16 protein-coding genes are annotated in these 20,628 nt (G+C 40.3%); 1 reads left to right on the forward strand and 15 read right to left on the reverse strand.

Features of this window, described 5'->3' with window-relative positions:
- Positions 1 to 248 precede the first annotated feature (248 nt).
- From CEF16_RS15345 to CEF16_RS15385, 9 genes are all read right to left on the reverse strand, one after another.
- Positions 249 to 1,694 carry a NarK family nitrate/nitrite MFS transporter gene (locus tag CEF16_RS15345; protein ID WP_091586559.1) on the reverse strand — a complete coding sequence of 482 codons (1,446 nt, stop codon included), beginning with the start codon at positions 1,692 to 1,694 and terminating at the stop codon, positions 249 to 251.
- Between the two features lie 542 nt (positions 1,695 to 2,236).
- Entirely contained in the window at positions 2,237 to 2,809 is a 573-nt protein-coding gene (locus CEF16_RS15350; RefSeq protein ID WP_091586557.1) for a thymidine kinase, read from the reverse strand.
- Between the two features lie 170 nt (positions 2,810 to 2,979).
- Positions 2,980 to 3,225 (reverse strand): type B 50S ribosomal protein L31, encoded by a 246-nt coding sequence (locus tag CEF16_RS15355; RefSeq protein ID WP_091586555.1) that lies wholly within the window; start codon positions 3,223 to 3,225, stop codon positions 2,980 to 2,982.
- A 165-nt stretch (positions 3,226 to 3,390) separates the two neighbouring features.
- Complete coding sequence (rho, locus tag CEF16_RS15360) at positions 3,391 to 4,668, reverse strand: transcription termination factor Rho (RefSeq protein WP_091586553.1); 1,278 nt, start codon at positions 4,666 to 4,668, stop codon at positions 3,391 to 3,393.
- Positions 4,669 to 5,352: 684 nt separating this feature from the next.
- Entirely contained in the window at positions 5,353 to 6,321 is a 969-nt protein-coding gene (gene glpX / locus CEF16_RS15365) for a class II fructose-bisphosphatase (protein WP_091586551.1), read from the reverse strand.
- A 23-nt stretch (positions 6,322 to 6,344) separates the two neighbouring features.
- Positions 6,345 to 7,631 (reverse strand): UDP-N-acetylglucosamine 1-carboxyvinyltransferase, encoded by a 1,287-nt coding sequence (locus CEF16_RS15370; protein ID WP_091586549.1) that lies wholly within the window; start codon positions 7,629 to 7,631, stop codon positions 6,345 to 6,347.
- Between the two features lie 241 nt (positions 7,632 to 7,872).
- Positions 7,873 to 8,517: a fructose-6-phosphate aldolase gene (fsa, locus tag CEF16_RS15375; RefSeq protein WP_091586547.1), complete on the reverse strand. Its 645-nt coding sequence runs from the start codon at positions 8,515 to 8,517 to the stop codon at positions 7,873 to 7,875.
- Between the two features lie 127 nt (positions 8,518 to 8,644).
- Positions 8,645 to 9,508 carry a class II fructose-1,6-bisphosphate aldolase gene (gene fba / locus CEF16_RS15380; RefSeq protein WP_091586544.1) on the reverse strand — a complete coding sequence of 288 codons (864 nt, stop codon included), beginning with the start codon at positions 9,506 to 9,508 and terminating at the stop codon, positions 8,645 to 8,647.
- A 475-nt stretch (positions 9,509 to 9,983) separates the two neighbouring features.
- On the reverse strand, positions 9,984 to 10,388 hold the full coding sequence (locus CEF16_RS15385) for a response regulator (protein ID WP_091586542.1): 405 nt from the start codon (positions 10,386 to 10,388) through the stop codon (positions 9,984 to 9,986).
- Positions 10,389 to 10,603: 215 nt separating this feature from the next.
- Here CEF16_RS15385 and CEF16_RS15390 point away from each other — a divergent pair, with 215 nt between their 5' ends.
- Complete coding sequence (locus CEF16_RS15390; RefSeq protein WP_091586540.1) at positions 10,604 to 11,128, forward strand: DUF2529 family protein; 525 nt, start codon at positions 10,604 to 10,606, stop codon at positions 11,126 to 11,128.
- 185 nt (positions 11,129 to 11,313) lie between these two features.
- Here CEF16_RS15390 and CEF16_RS15395 read toward each other — a convergent pair whose 3' ends face one another.
- The 6 genes from CEF16_RS15395 to CEF16_RS15420 all read right to left on the reverse strand — a co-directional run bounded on the left by CEF16_RS15395 (position 11,314) and on the right by CEF16_RS15420 (position 20,613).
- Positions 11,314 to 12,918: a CTP synthase gene (locus tag CEF16_RS15395; RefSeq protein WP_091586539.1), complete on the reverse strand. Its 1,605-nt coding sequence runs from the start codon at positions 12,916 to 12,918 to the stop codon at positions 11,314 to 11,316.
- Positions 12,919 to 13,475: 557 nt separating this feature from the next.
- Complete coding sequence (gene rpoE, locus CEF16_RS15400) at positions 13,476 to 13,952, reverse strand: DNA-directed RNA polymerase subunit delta (protein WP_091586537.1); 477 nt, start codon at positions 13,950 to 13,952, stop codon at positions 13,476 to 13,478.
- Positions 13,953 to 14,350: 398 nt separating this feature from the next.
- Entirely contained in the window at positions 14,351 to 17,590 is a 3,240-nt protein-coding gene (gene icmF, locus CEF16_RS15405; protein ID WP_245917895.1) for a fused isobutyryl-CoA mutase/GTPase IcmF, read from the reverse strand.
- A 13-nt stretch (positions 17,591 to 17,603) separates the two neighbouring features.
- Positions 17,604 to 18,251, reverse strand: coding sequence for a TetR/AcrR family transcriptional regulator (locus CEF16_RS15410; RefSeq protein WP_245917896.1), 648 nt, complete (start codon positions 18,249 to 18,251; stop codon positions 17,604 to 17,606).
- A 33-nt stretch (positions 18,252 to 18,284) separates the two neighbouring features.
- Positions 18,285 to 19,427 (reverse strand): acyl-CoA dehydrogenase, encoded by a 1,143-nt coding sequence (locus CEF16_RS15415; RefSeq protein ID WP_091586533.1) that lies wholly within the window; start codon positions 19,425 to 19,427, stop codon positions 18,285 to 18,287.
- 34 nt (positions 19,428 to 19,461) lie between these two features.
- Positions 19,462 to 20,613, reverse strand: a complete 1,152-nt coding sequence (locus CEF16_RS15420) for an acyl-CoA dehydrogenase (RefSeq protein WP_091586531.1) — start codon at positions 20,611 to 20,613, stop codon at positions 19,462 to 19,464.
- Positions 20,614 to 20,628 lie beyond the last annotated feature (15 nt).

A 20,628-nucleotide genomic window follows, 5' to 3' on the forward strand; every position in this document is an offset into this window, starting at 1 on the left:
GCTTGTTATCATTAGTTTACGCCTATTTTTATTTTTCCAGGCTTTTATTATGCTAATAGCAACGAGAGCGAAAGCATTCTTTTAGCAAAGATAAACTTTCTAAAGTAAAAAAAATGCTTCCGCTGTAAAGGACAGCAGAAGCAACACAGGGATATTTTCTTAGGACTACCCTAAAATTATCTTTTGAGACAACCCCATACAAATACGAAATATATTTTATTGCCATTTTAGACAAACTAAGACTTACATTACACAGAAGCCATTTTTTGCTGCTCCCTTTCTTCTGTTTCTTGCTCAATAGCTTCATCTACTGGCTCTTCTAAGAAAAATGTGCAAATTAAGCATACAATTGCCGAGCAGCCAATTACTAAAAAAAAGATGGCAGGATTTACAAAACTTAATACGGTCAAGAAAATAACTGAACCGACGTTTCCATATGCGCCAACCATTCCTGAAACCTGGCCTGTTACTCGTTTTTTAACTAACGGTACCATTGCATACACGGCCCCTTCCCCAGCTTGTACGAAGAAAGAACAGCACATAGTTAATGCTACAGCTAACCACAGCGGCCATGTCGAACCAATTAATGCCATCCCCATATATCCTAGTGCCAACCCTACCATTAATATAATTAATGTTTTCTTCCGGCCAAATTTATCACTAAACCAGCCGCCGCTAGGACGTGACATTAAATTCATAAATGCAAAACTTCCTGCAATAAGACCAGCTTGAGCAACTCCCAATGCAAATGTTTCTTCAAAAAACTGCGGTAACATGGACACTACGGCAAGCTCTGATCCAAATGTACAAAAATAAGCAAAGTTCAGAATCGCTACTTGTTTAAATGAATATTTTTCCTTTTCAGGGACTCCTTCTCTTAAGTGATCTTTATTAACATTCCAAATTTTATAAATATTGAAAATGAAAAGAAATATTAATGTAAAAAATATAAGTATAGATACCGTTGAACTTATAAAATCCAAATCCTCGAGCCTGTAAGTTTGGAAAGCAAGAATACCAAATACCGGCAAACTCATCAGCATCAAACCTACCATATCTCTGTAACTGGTAACCTCTAATGCACCGCTTTTCTTCGGACGTTTATAAGTTACACCTTCAGGAGTGTCTTCAACAATACGCATAAAGATAATACCATAAACAAGAGCAATAATACCGGTTAAAGCAACAGCATAACGCCATCCATCTTCTCCGCCAAAGATTACAGCAAGCGTTGGCAGCGTCATCGCTGCAGCTGCAGAACCGAAGTTCCCCCAGCCTCCATAGACACCTTCAGCAAAACCAACCCGCTGAGGAGGAAACCATTCTGCTACTAAGCGAATCCCAACAACAAAACCAGCACCAATCATAGCTAAAAACATTCTAGAAATCATTAATTGTGTAAAAGAATTCGATAAAGCAAATGTAAAACATGGAATACTTAATAGGATAAGAAGCCAGGAATACACTCTACGAGGTCCGAAACGGTCAACAAGCATTCCTATGAGCACTCGAGCAGGAATGGTTAAGGTAACATTGGCAACTGCTAATAACGCAACTTCATCCTTGGACAGTCCAAATACTTCCGTCAATGTTGTCATAAAGGGAGCCATATTGAACCAAACGACAAAAGAGATGAAAAAGGCTAAAGTGGTGAATCCTAGTATTTTCACATTCCCCGTGTATGGAGACTGCATTTTATCTACCTCCTGTTTTTGTTCTACAATGTTCATTATAGATAATATGGATTTCATATCTATTATTTGGTCAGGTATGCTAACAATAAATATTATATTTTCCTCGTTACGACCTAAGAAAATAATAAAAACATGCTGCAATTGTGGCTGGTATAAAGCCTTTTTTGACAGAAACTACTTTTATTCGGAATGAAGTCATTTACTTGATTATTCAAAAAACTATTGTTGGAAGTTAAACTAGCTATTTGAGAAATTGCCTCCGATTCCAAATGCCAACTACCTTTATTCCTTTAGAAAAGGTTAAATTCTCATCATACAAAAAAATCCTTTATATCGGCGGGACAGATAATATCGTCCTTGCCTTGATATAAAGGAGCTATATATGAACTCTATTTTTATTGAAAAGGGATTGAATCCATTTTTTCACTTACCAACTATTGGGGAATTGGCTTATCACCCAGCAGTCCGAAAAGTCTTGTTGGGGTTGTGTCATAATCTTTTTTCAAACAATATTCCATCTGCAAATATTATTCAGCTTTGTATTAGATTGGCGGATTGGAATGACATTTACGGCATACTGGATAGTAGGAGTCATGTCCGCCAATTTGAATTTGTTCACCTGTATAAATAGGGTTTGCATTCTCATCTACTCGCAAATTCATGATGGCTTTCTTTGCACAAAACCAGCATATTGTTTTCATTTCCTCAATTTTATCAGCGTAAAGCAAAAAATATTTACTGCCTTCAAATAATTCATTTTGAAAGTCATTTTTAAGACCAAACCCCATGACTGGAATATCTAGCTCATCAACAATTTGTGCAAACTGTAGAACATGTTCTTTATTTAAGAACTGGACTTCATCTACCAAGACACAAAATGGCCGCTGCTCGTAATTTTCCACTACTTTAAAAACATTTGTTTCTTCAAAGATAGGAAGCGCTTTTCTTTTAAAACCTATCCTGCTCGAGACATAACCGACTTCATCTCTATTATCCAATCCAGAAGTAAAGATGAGGACTGGTTTTTCTTGTTCCTCGTAATTATGAGCTACCTTTAAAATTTCAATTGATTTTCCGCTATTCATTGCTCCATATTTAAAAAATAGCTGTGCCACAAACTTCTCCCCTTAGTCCTTGGCTATCCTGCATGTTTAGATTGTAAGAATCGAACCGTATAGAACCTATCACAGCGTTCCTTATACTTTAGAAAAGTTAAACATTCCTAAAGTAGAACAAAAAAAAGACAGGCAAGTGGCGTTCCCTTGCCTGTTTCAGCCCGCAAGCCTTACTTAAGATTGTATTTCTTTTTGAAACGGTCGATACGTCCGCCTGTATCTGCAAGCTTTTGCTTCCCAGTATAAAACGGATGAGAATCGGAGCTGATTTCTACTTTAATAAGAGGGTATGTGTTCCCATCTTCCCACTCAATCGTTTCTTCAGAACCTTTTGTAGAACCGCTCAAAAACTTAAAACCTGTGCTTGTATCCAAAAATACGACTTTTTTGTAATCTGGATGGATTTCTTGTTTCATCGATTTTCACTCCTTCCGCCCTGCTGTCTTATGATGATGACATATCTGTGAACACACATCATCACAATATGTCAGAGTCAATTTCACACATAACGAGATTATATCAAGGAGCAGAGATTTTTTCAACATACTTCTTTTAAAATCCACATCTCCTTAAAGAAAACATTATTTGCGTCCTGCCGCTGATCCCTTTGCTTTGTCTTTTTCCATTTCCTCAAAAAATTCCTCGTTCGTTTTTGTCTGCTTTAATCTGCGGATGAAGTGATCCACAAAATCTGGGGAATCGTTCATCGTTTTTCGAATCGCCCACAAGTTTTCTAAATGATCCTTTGAAACAAGCAATTCTTCTTTTCGGGTACTAGAACGACGGATATCAATGGATGGGAAGATTCTGCGTTCTGCTAAGCGGCGGTCCAGATGCAGTTCCATATTCCCGGTGCCTTTAAATTCTTCATAAATCACATCATCCATTCGAGACCCTGTGTCCACCAGAGCTGTTGCCAGAATGGTTAGACTGCCGCCTTCTTCTATATTACGAGCAGCGCCGAAAAATCGTTTTGGACGGTGGAAAGCTGCAGGATCAATACCACCCGATAAAGTTCGGCCGCTAGGAGGAATGACTAGATTATACGCCCGCGCTAAACGAGTGATGCTGTCCATCAGTATAACAACATCTTTTTTATGTTCCACAAGTCTCATGGCTCGCTCTAAAACGAGTTCTGATACCTTAATGTGATTTTCAGGTAATTCATCAAAAGTGGAGCTTACAATGTCTCCATCGACCGAGCGTTCAATGTCTGTTACTTCTTCCGGGCGTTCATCTACAAGCAGTACAATTAATTCTGTTTCCGGATGATTTTCTGTAATGCTGTTTGCCACTTCTTTTAAAAGCGATGTCTTACCTGCTTTAGGAGGAGCTACGATAAGACCGCGCTGTCCAAACCCAACCGGTGTAATTAAATCAATAAGGCGGGCACTGATCCGGCCCGGCTTATTTTCCAACGTCATCCGGCTTTCTGGATAAAGCGGAGTAAGCGCTGGAAAGTGCGGCCTTTCTTTTGAGGTGTCTGGGTCCTCTCCATTTACCGCCTCTACCATCAATAAACCGTGATACCTTTCCGTGTCCTTTGGCGGCCGCACTTTTCCAGATATTTTGTCGCCATTTCTTAAACTGAACCTTCGAATTTGAGAAGCCGAAATATAAATGTCCTCTGAACTCGGTAAATAATTAATAGGCCTTAAAAATCCATAACCCTCTGTTTGTATGATTTCAAGGACACCTTCCATAAACATCAATCCGTCTTTTTCGGCTTGTCCTTTTAATATGGCAAAAATTAATTCTCGTTTTGTTAATTTGCTGTAGTAGGAAACCTTATAATCTTTCGCCAGACTGTACAGATCCTTCAGCGTTTTATTTTCTAATTCTGCTATGTTTACACTCAAAAAATGTCACCACTTTTCTTCTTATTCACTATCATAAAACCTTTTCATTTTATCTGAGAGTACTAATTCGGATGGGAATGGAGTATTACGCTTTATTAGGGAAACGTTCCGTTCAAAGGAGTGGGTTTATGCAGGCCGATTTACGTTGAACCATTCTGCAGATTTTCGTTTTTCATTGGGGATAAACACACGATCCGTTTATCTATCTTTTATTCCCGCTTCTTACTCATTTTAAACACGTTTTTTTTGAATGGCAATAGAAAAAGTAAAGTCCTTCTAAAATATTAATCGAAATAAGAAAAGCGCAAGCGCCCTTGTTTTAAATGACGTTCGGCTAAGTTCCTCACGTTCTGTGAGAACGCCGAACTGGCTTGCCCTGGATGGGCTGAATTCTGCGCCCAGAACAGGACGTTCGCGATCTTAGCAGAAGATCCTTCAATTCGCGATCCTAGCAAAAGTTCCTTAAACGTCTTGGGCCTCTGAGAGCTGGCGCTGAAGCTAGACATCAAAGCGCAAAATTTTATACTTTCCTATCTAATAAGAAAAACTTGGCTTACCGCCGAGTCCTATGGCGGAAGGCGTAGTTTTGCTTATACTTTGATCCTTTAACAAATTAAACATCCCTGAAGTATAAAGAAAAAAAGCTGCTCTATTATCACAAAAGCAGCTTTTTCTCCACATGTTTTAAGGCTTTATGACAAAATCTGGTTTCTTTTTCACATTATGTTTTCCATCTACAAATCGTACAGTTCCCGATTTTGCACGCATTACAAGTGATTGTGTGGTAGCATTTGCCCCTTTATAATGGACACCTTTTAGCAATTCACCATCCGTAACACCGGTTGCTGCAAATATTGCATCATCGCCTCCAACCAGGTCTTCCATATGAAGTACACGCGAAACGTCCTCGATGCCCATCTTCTTACAGCGGGCAAGCTCTTCATCATCTTTTGGAAGAAGTTTTGCTTGCTGTTCTCCGCCTAGACACTTCAAAGCAACAGCGGATAAAACCCCTTCAGGTGCTCCGCCAGAGCCTACTAAAATATCAATCCCAGTTTCTTCAAAAGCAGTATTCATCGCAGCTGCTACGTCACCGTCTTGAATGAGTTTTATTCTAGCTCCTGCATCGCGTATGTCTTGAATTAATTTACTGTGACGGTCTCTATTTAATATAGTTACCACCACATCTTCTACATCCTTGTTTTTTGCTTTAGCCACTGCTTTTAAGTTTTCTTCAACCGGTGCATTAATATCTACTTTACCTACTGCTTGCGGGCCAACTGCAATCTTTTCCATGTACATATCTGGCGCATGCAGCAAGTTGCCATGATCAGCAACTGCAATTACCGCTAGGGCATTCCACATACCATTTGCCACAATGTTAGTTCCTTCGAGAGGATCCACGGCAACATCGACTCTCGGTCCATATCCATTACCAAGTTTTTCATCTATGTAGAGCATCGGAGCTTCATCTTTTTCCCCTTCTCCGATCACCACTGTTCCTTTCATAGGTATAGTATCAAAAACATCCCGCATCGCACTTGTTGCTGCATCATCTGCTTCTTCTTTTTTTCCTCTGCCCATCCAGCGCGCAGAAGACAGAGCAGCTGCCTCCGTAACACGGACAAGTTCCATTGATAAACTTCTTTCCATTCCAATCCCCTCCCATTTTTTTCTTATGAACTTTTCACTTGTTCAGCTTCTTCTGTGCTAAGCCTTTCTCTCCAAACATTTGCACCTAATGCTAACAGTTTTTCTTCTAAGTCTTCGTATCCACGGTCTATGTGTTCCATTCCCGTTATTTCTGTGACTCCGTCTGCGATTAATCCTGCGATAATCAGAGCGGCTCCTGCCCGCAGATCACTAGCTTTTACTTTTGCTCCCTGCAAACGCTTTTTACCGTTGATTAATGCAGACCGTCCTTCCACTTTTATTTCTGCTCCCATGCGGCGAAGTTCATCCACATGTTTAAACCGAGCATTATATATTGTGTCTGTCACTATGCTTGTCCCTTGCGCTTTCGTTAAAAGAACGGTAACAGGCTGCTGCAAATCTGTAGCAAACCCTGGATAAACAAGTGTTTTTATATCAATGCTTTTTAACTCCGGAGAAGAGCGAATCAAAATCTGGTCATCCCCTGCTTCAATTCGAACGCCCATTTCCCTTAGTTTTGCTATAAGTGATTCAAGATGATCAGGAATAACATTGTCAATGAGAACCTCTTCTCCCATAGCTGCTGCTGCAATAATGTACGTTCCTGCTTCAATACGGTCGGGAATAATAGAATGAGCACAGCCGCTTAATTCATCGACTCCATCAATACGGATAACATTTGTGCCAACACCTTTAATTTTGGCTCCCATACTAGTTAATAAAGTAGCCACATCAATGATTTCCGGTTCTTTAGCCGCATTTTCTATAATGGTGCGGCCTTCCGCTTTTACTGCTGCCAGCATAATGTTAATCGTTGCTCCTACACTTACTACATCTAAATAAATACGTGCTCCTTGAAGCTTATCTGCTCTTAAATAAATGGCTCCGTGCTCATTGGTTACTTTAGCTCCGAGTGCTACAAACCCTTTAATATGCTGATCAATTGGCCTCGGACCTAAATTACATCCACCTGGCAGACCGATAGCCGCTCGTTTAAACTTGCCTAGCATCGCCCCCATCATATAATACGAAGCCCTTAATTTTTTCACTCTTCCATTTGGTAATGGCATTGGTATGACTTTTTTTGGATCTATCGTCATACTGCTGCCTTCGTAAGAAACAGAAGCTCCAATGTCCTCTAGCAAAGAGGCTAATGTTTCTACATCAGAGATTTCCGGCAGGTTATCAATAGAAACAACAGAGTCAGCAAGAATCGCAGCAGGAACTAAAGCTACCGCGCTGTTCTTGGCTCCGCTGATATGTATCTTTCCGTTTAAAGGATGTCCTCCTTCAACCATCAACTTCTCCATGAGCGATTTCACTTCCTCATTCATAGTCTCGTTGTGATGCTGCTCATCTATTGTCGGCCGATAAGAAAATATAGTTATGCACCTACTACCGGCACTCTTCCATTTTCTTATCTTTTTTCATTATGGACAACCTCTTGGACAGTTAGACGCACAAGAAGACATCCATCTTGAAAAAATTTTCCTTTTAGACAAAAAGATTGAAAGTCCGACAACCTGCTCTGCCGGACTATTTTTTTATCTGTTAGCGAGAACGGTTTTCCCAATCACTGAGAAACTTTTCAATTCCTTGATCTGTCAATGGATGTTGTACTAGTTGGGAGATTACTTTAAACGGCAATGTCGCGATGTGTGCTCCTCGAACAGCTGCTTCTGAAACATGTAGAGGGTGGCGGATAGAAGCCGCAATAATTTCTGTTTCAATTTCATGTTCGTGGAAAATTTCTGAAATCTCACTGATCAAGTCTAGACCACTGTGGCCGATGTCGTCTAAACGTCCTAAAAATGGAGAAACATAGGTGGCTCCTGCTCTCGCTGCTAAAAGTGCTTGCACAGAAGAGAAAACAAGCGTCACGTTAGTTTGAATGTTCTCTTCAGAAAAAACCTTAACCGCTTTCAAACCTTCTGTAGTCATTGGAACTTTCACGGTCACATTAGGTGCTACAGCCGCTAATTCGCGCCCTTCTGTAATCATACCCTGTGCTTCTGTTGAGATGACTTCGGCACTTACGGAACCTTTTACAATACTTGTGATTTCTTGGAGACGTTCCTTAAAGTCTACCCCTTCTTTAGCTACTAAGCTTGGGTTTGTCGTAACGCCCGACAATATACCTAGTTCATGAGCTTCTTTAATTTGATCTAAACTTGCCGTATCAATGAAAAATTTCATTTATTTGCCTCCTGGTCGTTCAAATTCTTCTATGGTAAAAGGGAAGAGTTAACAGGTATGAAACAGGTTAGTGTCCGTTTACATACATATTAACTCTTCTCTAGATTACAATGCTTCTTTACTTTATTTATGCGCGGTTAGAAGAACCAAATTCGCGCATTTTACCTTTAACTGTTTCTTTAATAGCGTCACGAGCAGGCCCTAAATATTTACGAGGATCATAAAGCTCTGGTTTCTCTTCTAATGTTTTACGTACGGCAGCTGCAGAAGAGATTTGGCTTTCTGTATTCACATTAATTTTAGCATGGCCGAAGCTGATTGCTTTTTGTACATCCTCTGCTGGAATACCAGTACCTCCATGCAGGACAAGAGGGATACCAACGAGTCCGTCAATTTCTTTCATACGGTCAAAACCTAGGTTTGGTTCACCTTTATATGGTCCGTGGACAGAGCCAAGTGCAGGTGCAAAGCAGTCTACACCAGTTTGTGAAACGAGTTCTTTACACTCAGAAGGAATCGCATAAGCGGCTTCTGCATCATCAACAATCACGTCGTCTTCCTGTCCGCCAATTCGGCCGAGCTCAGCTTCTACGGATACACCGACAGCGTGGGCTACTTCTACGACACGTTTCGTTAATGCAATATTTTCTTCTAGCGGGTAGTGGGAGCCGTCAATCATAACAGATGTGAAGCCTGCATGAATAGCCTCTACGCATTTTTCAAAACTAGAACCGTGGTCCAGGTGAATAGCCACTGGAACTGTTACATTGTAAGCTTCCATGAAAGCTTCTACCATGGACACTACTGGCTTAAATCCGCCCATGTAACGAGCTGCACCTTCAGAAACACCGCAAATAAGTGGTGATTTTTCTTCTTCCGCTGCTTGCAGGATTGCTTGAATGAATTCCAAGTTATTCAAGTTAAACTGGCCAATTGCATAATTTTCCTCTTTTGCTTTATTAAGCATTTCTTTCATGGATACTAAAGGCATAAAAAAATCCTCCTTGAAATTTAGTTTCTAATGGAGCCAGCATTTCTAGAGCGTTTTTGTAAAGAATAAGCATCGAATCTCTTCGTCAACGGTACTCTCTCAGTCGGTCACGTACTACTGTACGATCCCTCTTTCTTTCCCTTGTTTCCTCGACCTTCTCGCTTCTTCTTTTCAAAAAAGCGCGAAGGTTAGAATAACACTTTGTCAACGGAGCTCTTTCAGTCTTCACGTACTTTTGTATGATCCCTTCCTCTTCCCTTTTACAAAAAGGTCAGGAAGCAAGTGGGCATCTATCGGGAAAAGCATGTCCGGTGCGTTTCGACATTTTTAACTTATCCTTGCCAAATTATATCCATTCACAGCGGTGAGGAAAGCGCTACTATGTAACAGGGCTCAAGAATGAAGTTCTCCATTAGTTTTCTGCACTTATTATAGCATATCATATTTGAATTTCATCTACTCTGTATGAAATTGTTCATTTCCCTCGTGATCTGTTTTTATCCATTTGCCTTGATGTGACTGACAAAAGAGATTTTATCTCTTTTCTTACTTGATCGATATCAAAAGGTTTGGATAAATAAGTAGAAGCACCAAGTTCTTTCGCATCATTTATTACATTTAACTCCCCATAAGCAGTCATTAAAATTATCTCCATATTTGCTGCAAGTTGTCGATTTTTTCTTTCCTTTAAAATTTCAATTCCATCCATACCAGGTATTTTCATATCTAATAGCAGCAAATCTGGTTTTTCTTTTTCCATTATCTCTAAAGCTTGTAATCCATTCGATGCCTGATGCACCTCATATCCATCTTTTTCTAGAACTTCCTTTAACAAAACTCTTATACCGTACTGATCGTCTACAATTAAAACCTTTTGCATGGTTGTCCCCCCTCCATCTCTTTAATCATCAGCTGTCGAATAAATCCGAAATATGCTTCCCATCTACATATTCCATATTTTCCTTTATAATTCCTTCATTTAGTATTTTGTTTTTACTATAAAAATAATGCTAAAGTCATGTATGTTTTTGCTTATACGTTCTTGTCGTATAATAGAGAAAAACAATCGTAAAAGAAAGGCATGGGATGAGAAAAATGAAAATATTTGCTACCCAGCTTCAAGGGGTATTTCAAAGAATATTGGATCAAGAAGAAGAGGCTATTGAAAATGGGGCGCGATTAGCAGCACAAGGTCCAGCCGGCACGGGGAGACTGCTTATTTACGCAACACCTTCCATGAGAGGAAATGCAGTAAATTTAACTTATCACCCAGATGCTCCGCCCCAAACTATACAAGTGATAGATACGAAAGAATTCAAGCCCGAATCTGTCGATAGAGCGATTGTTTTAGCAGAAAAAGAAGAAGCAGCGTATTTACATTCTATTATCGAGCTTTTGCAGTCAGCTGACGTGCCGGTTGTCGTAATTGCTCCTTTTACTGAAGAGGAAGCGAGGATGACACTAGAACCAACAGATGTTTGGATTCACACTCATGTTCGCGGCGGCATTGTACCAGATGAACATGGCAGCCGCATAGGTTACCCGTCCGTACTGTCCACTCTCTTTACCGGTCAGCTTCTTTATTTAAATATAAAAGAACTATTCGATGAATTAGAATAATATTTTACCGAAAGTAAACGGTATATTTAGTTTATAGCGGGAAAAATATTCATTTAATGAGTCGGGCTGAGCCCCCTTCCAAGAGAATTCATCAGCCTTTCGTTATTCTTGTAAAGCCTTTTATCTATAAAAAGAAGCTATCCCGTAAGTTGGTAAAAACCAAACGGAATAGCTTCTTTTTATCATTATCTATTTGTTGTTATGGAAGCCTGTATAAATTCACGGAACAATGGTTGAGGTCTTGTAGGACGAGATACAAACTCAGGGTGAAACTGAGAAGCTACAAAATATGGATGATCTTCAATCTCAATAATTTCCACTAAACGTCCATCTGGGCTTGTTCCACTAAAAATAAACCCTGCTTTTTCCATGGTTTCCCGGTAAGAATTGTTGAATTCATAACGGTGGCGGTGACGCTCATATACCACTTCTTCATTATAGGCAGCTTTTACTTTCGTGTCCTCTTTTAATTTACAAGGATACAATCCTAAACGAAGTGTGCCGCCTAAGTCTTCCACATCTTTTTGTTCTGGCAGCAGGTCAATAACTGGGTGCTCCGTTTCTGGGTTCAGTTCTGCAGAATCCGCTCCGTTCAACCCAGCTACGTTACGCGCATACTCAACAGAAGCCAATTGCATCCCAAGGCATATTCCAAGAAATGGAACCTTATTTTCACGAGCATATTTTATGGCGGCAATTTTCCCGTCAATGCCTCTGTCACCAAATCCGCCCGGAACGAGGATTCCATCTATGCCTTTTAATTTTTCCTCAACATTTTCCTCTGTTACGTGCTCTGAATTAATCCATTGAATCTCCACATCTGAGTCAAATGCGTAGCCGGCATGCTTTAAAGACTCTGCTACGGAAAGATATGCATCTGGAAGAGAGACGTATTTACCTACAAGTGCAATCGTTGTTTTGCTAGATAAATTCTGGACTTTTTCAACCAGCATTTTCCACTCTTCCATGTCTGCTTCTTTTCCATTTAATTTTAAATAGTCACAAACAAACTGATCTAATTTCTGAGCTTGCAGATCAAGCGGCACTTGATAAAGCGTATCCGCATCACGAGCTTCAATAACCGCTTCTTTATTAATATCACAGAATAAAGCAATTTTGTCTTTCATCTCCTGTGGTACAGGACTTTCTGTGCGCACGACAATAGCGTTCGGCTGAATACCAAGACTGCGAAGCTCTTTTACACTATGCTGGGTCGGCTTGGATTTCATTTCTCCGGCAGCCGAAAGATAAGGAATAAGTGTGCAATGCAAATACATGACATTTTCTACACCAACGTCGCTTTTAATCTGCCGGATCGCTTCAAGGAAAGGAAGACTCTCAATATCCCCAACCGTTCCGCCAATTTCAGTAATAACTACATCTGCCCCTGTTTCACTGCCAGCACGATACACGCGTTCTTTTATTTCATTTGTAACGTGAGGAATTACTTGAACGGTTCCACCTAGGTAATCACCGCGGCGTTCTTTGCGAATAACAGAAGAATATACTTTTCCTGTTGTTACGTTACTGTTTTTGCTGAGGTTTATATCAATAAAACGCTCATAGTGGCCAAGGTCGAGGTCTGTTTCCGCTCCGTCATCTGTAACAAATACTTCCCCGTGCTGATATGGACTCATTGTTCCGGGATCAACATTAATATAAGGGTCAAACTTTTGAATCGTTACGCTCATACCACGGTTTTTCAAAAGGCGGCCAAGAGACGCGGCTGTAATTCCTTTACCCAAAGAAGAAACAACGCCTCCAGTGACAAAAATATACTTGCTAGCCATGTATTCATCTACTCCTTTAATCTTTGGTGAATAAGAGAACTGGGCAGGACAATAAGTGAAAGTAACGTATCGTTACTTTTTCATTAAAACACTCAGCTCGTCCATAAGACGAACTTTCATACATATAGCGGCTTCTACGTTGATTTGCACAGGAGTTCCCGAGAAAAAGACCTTTCTCGACATTAGCGATGTTCGAACGTTCATTGTTCGCAACCTTACAGAAAACTATTAGAGCTTCTGCCAAACATACTGTGTCCTTGGCGCTTGCTGTCTTCGTAAAAGTTCGTTTATTTTAACCGGGACGCCTGTCTTTTTATTAATTTATACTTTCCGGCGTTCATATTAGAAAAACTGGGCTTACCGCAAAGTCTTTATGGCAATACTTTGTTCCTTTAACAAAGTTAAACATTAAAAAAAACAAAAGTGACACCTCACCCTTTGGAGGGGCGCACTTTTGCTTGTTTATTTTTCTCATATAAAAAGATTTAATTTGTAATCGTCAAAGCCCAAAAATGATTTTACCGAGCCCCTAAATAAAAGTCAAGCACAAATACATTTTAATATTTGTCTTTTTCTTCGACATTTTCTTCATCCGACCCAAAACCTTCAAATTCATCGTCTCTTTCATAATCGTCAGCGTCTTCTTCTTGCGATAGTTCATCTAACTCATCTTCAATATCCTCTAGATCTCCATCAAAATCATCTTCAAATTCATCGTAATCGTCTGATTTTGGTTTTTTTGGTGCTTTAACCGTGGTGCTTAAGTCCTCATCAGATTGATCAAGCGGATACCACTCTCTTAATCCCCAATGATTTTCACCTAAATGAACAAAACGACCATCCAAATTCATTGCTGTAAATAGTTTCGTACAGCGATTTTTTTTCTCTTCTGGTGAGAGACTTTTTAAATCTGCAATCTTTTTAATCAACTCTTGGTAGTCATATGGTTTTTCTTCGTCTCCCAATAAAATGTGAGCCAGTTCGACCGCGGACATTTCTTCGATTTGTTCCTCATTGTAATCAGAGATGCTCACGGATTTCACTTCCTTTCCGCTAAGTATTACAAATCATGGCTTCAAGGTTATCATAAAGCCCTTAAAGTAAGAGCTAAACCGTCAAAATCATACTTTTCATTATAAACATATTCAGGGTATTTATGCCAGCGTTTTAAATAAAATTAGAAAAACTCGGCTTGCCGCCGATTCCAATGGTGGAAGATGTAGTTTTGCTTATACTTTCATCCTTTAACAAAGTTAAACATTCCTAAAGTATAAGAAAGGCCAGAGCAACAAGGCTTTGGCCTCTTGATTCTAATCATTTATAGGGCAGTATCTGCTGCTTATTTTTTCCTAAATGTAGTATCTCTTAATATCGGCCAGTTCAAACCAGGACCGCTCTATAAAACAAGCGCTTGTTTGACCTGGCCATTTGATTACATGTTTCTTCGGTATTGACCCCCTACTTCGTAAAGGGCGTGTGTGATTTGACCAAGACTTGCAACGCGTACCGCTTTCATTAATTCTTCAAATATGTTGCCGCCGCTGACGGCCGTTTGTTGAAGGTTAGCTAAAGCTGTTTTTGCTTGGTCTTTATTTCGTTCTTGAAAATGGTGCAAGCTTTTAATCTGCCCCTCTTTTTCCTCTTTGCTTGCACGCGCGAGTTCCATATCAAACTCTTCCTCTTCTTCTTCCGGATTCAAATACGTGTTCACTCCAATTATAGGCAATTCACCGGAGTGCTTTTTCATTTCATAATACATCGATTCTTCTTGAATTTTTCCGCGCTGGTACTGGGTTTCCATGGAACCAAGGACACCTCCGCGGTCATTAAGACGTTCTAACTCCTGTAACACTGCTTCTTCGACAAGATCCGTTAATTCTTCAATAATAAAGGAACCTTGTATAGAGTTTTCATTTTTAGCTAAGCCGAGTTCTTTTGTAATAATCATTTGGATAGCCATAGCACGCCGGACCGAATGTTCTGTTGGAGTAGTTACAGCTTCATCATAAGCATTTGTGTGAAGAGAATTACAGTTATCGTATATGGCAAGCAGAGCCTGCAGCGTGGTACGGATATCATTAAAATCTACTTCCTGCGCATGCAAAGATCGTCCTGATGTCTGAATATGATATTTTAATTTTTGACTGCGTTCATTTCCGCCATATTTATTTTTCATAACAGTAGACCAAATCCGGCGGGCAACACGGCCAATCACCGCATATTCCGGGTCCAGTCCATTACTGAAGAAAAACGATAAGTTAGGAGCGAAATCATCAATATGCATACCGCGGCTTAAGTAATACTCCACATACGTGAAAGCATTTGCAAGGGTAAATGACAGCTGACTTATCGGATTGGCTCCCGCTTCTGCTATATGGTATCCCGATATAGAAACCGAATAATAGTTACGGACGTTATGGTCGATAAAATACTGCTGAATGTCCCCCATCATCCTGAGAGCAAATTCTGTAGAAAAAATACACGTATTCTGCCCTTGGTCTTCTTTTAAAATATCGGCCTGCACTGTTCCACGAACGGTCGATAGTGTCTGCGCTTTCATATTTTCGTATTCTTCGGCAGTTGGTTTTCTCTCATTTTCTTTTTCAAAACGCTCCACTTGCTGATCAATAGCTGTATTCATGAACATTGCTAAAATAATTGGTGCAGGTCCATTTATTGTCATTGATACAGAGGTTGTCGGTGAAATTAAATCAAAGCCGTCATACAGTTTCTTCATGTCTTCTAACGTACAAATACTGACGCCGCTTTCGCCTACTTTTCCATAAATATCAGGACGGTAATCCGGGTCTTCGCCGTATAAAGTCACAGAATCAAACGCTGTGCTTAAGCGTTTCGCTTCATCATCTTTAGAAAGATAGTGAAAACGGCGATTCGTCCGTGCAGGAGTTCCTTCTCCGGCAAATTGCCGCTTTGGATCTTCTCCCTTTCGTTTAAAAGGAAAAACTCCCGCTGTAAATGGAAAGCGGCCGGGAACATTTTCTTTTAATGACCATCGTACAATTTCTCCCCAATCCTCAAAAGAAGGTAAAATTACTTTAGGGATTTTCAAACCAGAAAGCGTTTCGGTTTGAAGTTCTGTGACAATTTCTTTATCTCGAATCACCGTAGTAAAGGTATCTTGCTTATACGATTCTTTTAAGTGGTCCCATTCTTCTAAAAGCTTTTTTACGTCTGAATCAAGCGTCTCTTCCAAATTATCATATATTTCTTCAAGCTCCTTTGTATCCACACCTTTTTCTTTTAATAACTGGATCGTCCCAGTTAATTGAAATAGCTTTCTTGCCGTTTTTTCCTGTTCTAATGCACGATCTTTATATTGACGAACCGTCTGGACGATCTCACGTAAATACGGGGATCGCTCTGGTGGAATAATTAAATCTTTCTTGCCCGTTTCTTTGGTTGTATCAATCGTAGTTTTCCAATCAGCCCCAAAATTTTTTTTAATCGTATCTACTAACGCAGCAAATAAAATATTCGTTCCAGCGTCATTAAATTGGCTGGCAATTGTCCCGTAAACAGGCATTTTACTAAGGTCCTCATCAAATAACATGTGACTGCGCTGGTATTGCTTTCGAACATCGCGTAAAGCATCCTCAGATCCTTTCCGGTCGAACTTGTTGATAGCAATTAAGTCTGCAAAATCAATCATTTCTATCTTCTCTAATTGAGACGGCGCGCCAAATTCACTTGTCATCACATACATTGAAACGTCAGCAAATTCTGTAATTTCAGCATCGCCTTGGCCGATCCCGCTTGTTTCAATAATAATAAAGTCAAATCCAGCCGCTTTTGTTACTGCAATAGCTTCACGTAAACTTTTTGTCGTTTCAGTTTTAGACCCTCGTGTCGCAAGACTTCTCATAAAAACGTGAGGATGGTGTATCGCATTCATGCGAATCCTGTCACCGAGCAAGGCGCCGCCTGTTTTTTGTTTTGTCGGATCAATCGATAATATGGCGATGGTTTTGTCTGTAAATTCGCGCAGGAAACGTCTGACAAGCTCATCCGTAAGGGAGCTTTTTCCGGCCCCCCCCGTTCCGGTGATACCTAAAATAGGCACTTTGTTTCCAATCGACTGTAATTCCTTTAAAGCACTGTGCCATTCTTCATCTAAATTTTCCTTTTCTTCTTCCACTACCGAAATAAACCGTGCTACAGCTTGACTCGATTTGTCTTTTACTTCTTCTAACAATGCCTTACCGCTTTTAAAAGTAGGATAATCACACTCTTTTAACATCTGACTGATCATACCGCGCAGACCAAAAGTACGTCCGTCCTCCGGCGAAAATATATGAGCAATACCGTAATTATGGAGCTCTTCTATTTCCGGAGGAGTAATGACGCCTCCCCCGCCTCCGTATATTCTAATATGACCTGCGTTTTTTTCTCGGAGTAAATCGTAGCAATATTTAAAATATTCTATATGACCTCCTTGATAAGAGGAAATAGCTATCCCCTGTACATCCTCTTGTATGGCAGCGTTTACTATTTCTTCAACAGAACGGTTGTGACCTAAATGGATTACCTCGGCTCCCCCTGCTTGGAGGAGTCGGCGCATAATGTTGATCGAAGCATCATGGCCGTCGAACAAACTAGAAGCTGTAACAAAACGAACCGAGTTCACAGGTTTGTATAATTCTTCTACAGCCAAGTAAAAGCCTCCTTTAAAATTTTTCATCCACTTTTATATTTTCCTGAACGACACCATATAAAAGCTGGCGTGTTTGTAAGGAAGTATATTCATCGAGAGTAAACTCTTTTTGTAAGGACCAGCGGCGAAAAGTCCACATGTGCCCTCCCACCATAATGTTGTGAGCGAACATTCTTATTTCTTGTTCAGAAAGCTCTAAATGTCCTTCTTTGCAGCACGTCTGAACGGCACTTTCTATAATAGCTGTCATCGCGTTTTCCTTTTCTAACACATAGGGCAGAGCTTCTTTTGGCAGGGACTTAGCCTCCTGGTACATAACAAGCACTTCATCCTGCATGTCATCTATTACTTTAAATAAAGACTGTATCACTTGCTTTAACCTATCTAATCCGACAGTTTCATTGGTCAATAGCGATTCCAGCCGGTTTCTTACTTCTTCATATACAGAGTCACAAACAAGATACAGCACATCTTCTTTAGAACCGATATATTCATATAACGTGCCAATACTAAACCCTGATTCCTTAGCAATTTCTCTAGTTGTCGTACGGTGAAATCCCTTTTGTTTAAAAAGCGCTACCGCTCCTTTGACCATTTGTTCTCTTCTGCGCTGAATAAGCTGCTGGTCCTTTACCATGGACGGTACCTTCTTTTTCGCCAATGGCCCCGCCTCCTTTAACCTGACATTTCTTTATTAATCTGCTAATAGCATTTTTCCGATAACTAAACGTTGAATTTCGTTCGTTCCTTCATAAATTTGTGTAATTTTAGCGTCACGCATAAAGCGTTCCACTGGGTATTCTTTCGTATAACCGTACCCTCCAAAAACTTGTACCGCTTCCGTTGTTACTTCCATTGCTGTATCCCCGGCGAACAATTTGGACATAGCTGACTCCTTGCCATAAGAAACGCCTTCACTTTCTCTCCAGGCAGCTTGATATGTTAACAAACGGGAAGCTTCTATTTTCGTAGCCATGTCTGCTAATTTAAAAGAAATTCCTTGCATACTGCCAATGGGTTTGCCAAACTGTTTTCGTTCTTTTGCATAATCTGTTGCAGCGTCAAGCGCTCCTTGTGCAATTCCTACAGCCTGGGCAGCAATTCCATTTCTTCCGCCGTCTAATGTTTTCATTGCAATTTTGAACCCTTCACCTTCTTCTCCTAGCAAATTTTCTGCGGGCACTCGACAGTTTTCCATAATAATTTCAGTCGTTGGAGATGAACGGATACCTAACTTTTTTTCCTTCTTGCCAACAGAAAATCCGGAGAAATCTTTTTCGATAATAAAAGCACTGACTCCTTTATGTTTTGTCTCAGGAGATGTCACAGCAAATACGACGTAAACGTCTGCCATGCCGCCATTGGTAATGAATATTTTTGAACCGTTAAGAACGTAATCATCCCCGTCTTTTACAGCAGTTGTTTTCATCGCTGCTGCATCTGAGCCTGAACCAGGCTCTGTCAGCCCATATGCTCCCATCATTTTGCCTTCTGCCAGCGCTTTTAAATATTTCTTTTTTTGGTTTTCATTTCCAAAAGTATAAATCGGCCAGCTGGCAAGAGAAAGGTGCGCCGATAATGTTACTCCCGTGGAAGCACACACTCTGGACAATTCTTCAACCGCTATAACATAACTAAGATAGTCTGCACCGATGCCGCCGTACTCTTCCGGCCATGGAATACCGGTTAAACCAAGCTCAGCCATTTGATCAAACAATTTCCGGTCAAATTTTTCTTCTTCATCACGTTCGGCAGCAGTAGGTGCCACTTCATTATTCGCAAAATCACGGACCATTTTTCGTATCATCTTTTGTTCATCCGTTAAAAGAAAATTCATTATTTCTTCCCCTTTTCCGCCTTAAAAGTAAAAATCAGCCTACCTCATTTCCAAGTAAATGTTTTCCAATTACAATTCTTTGAATTTCGCTCGTTCCTTCATATATTTCACATATTTTTGCGTCACGAAAAAACCGTTCGGCTGGATACTCTTTCGTATATCCATATCCCCCGAAAATTTGAACGGCTTCAGTAGCCACAGTCATGGCTGTACGGGATGCAAACAGCTTTGCCATGGATGCTTCCTTTCTACAAGGGACCTCTTTTGATCGAAGACTTGCTGCTTGATAGGTTAATAGTTTCGCTGCTTCAACATTAGCTGCCATATCTGCCAATTTAAAAGAAATTCCCTGCTTGGAACCAATTGGTTTGCCGAATTGTTTTCTTTCTTTAGCGTAAGCAGTTGCAGCTTTAAGGGCTCCTTCGGCTATTCCAAGTGACTGCGCTGCTATACCAATACGACCTGCAGAAAGGTTGGCCATCGCAATCTTAAATCCTTCTCCTTCTTTTCCAAGGAGATTTTCTTGTGGAACTTCACAATTTTCCAAAATAACTTCTGTCGTATTAGACCCATTTAACCCCATCTTTTTTTCTTTTTTCCCTATTTGAAAACCAGGGAAATGTTTCTCTACAATAAATGCACTCACCCCTTTTACTCCTTGGGCAGGGTCAGTCCTTGCAAAAAGAATATAGGTGTCAGCTGCTCCTCCGTTTGTAATGAACACCTTAGAACCATTCAGTATATAACGATCATTTTTCTTCACTGCTGTTGTTTTAAGAGACGCCGCATCACTTCCCGCGCCGGCTTCAGTCAGCGCAAATGCGCCAAGGTACTCTCCTGAAGCAAGTTTGGATACATATTTCTTCTTCTGTTCTTCATTGCCAAAATAAACAATGGGATTTGTGCCGACAGAAGTATGCACAGATAAAATAACCCCTAAAGCTGGACTCACTTTTGATAATTCCTGGATAGCAATAATATAAGAAAAAAAATCCATCCCAGCCCCGCCATATTTCTCTTCGACTGGTATGCCCATTAATCCAAGCTCAGCCATCTCTTTTACGAGCTCTTTTGGAAAACGATCTTCCTCTTCCATCCTTTTCACTTCCGGCTGCACACGATTATTAGCAAAATCACGAACCATTTTCCTCATCATCGTTTGTTCCTCTGTAAAGGTGAGATTCATTCGTGACTCTCCTCC

This window comes from Alteribacillus bidgolensis (assembly GCF_002886255.1).
GTDB classification, from domain to species: domain Bacteria; phylum Bacillota; class Bacilli; order Bacillales; family Marinococcaceae; genus Alteribacillus; species Alteribacillus bidgolensis.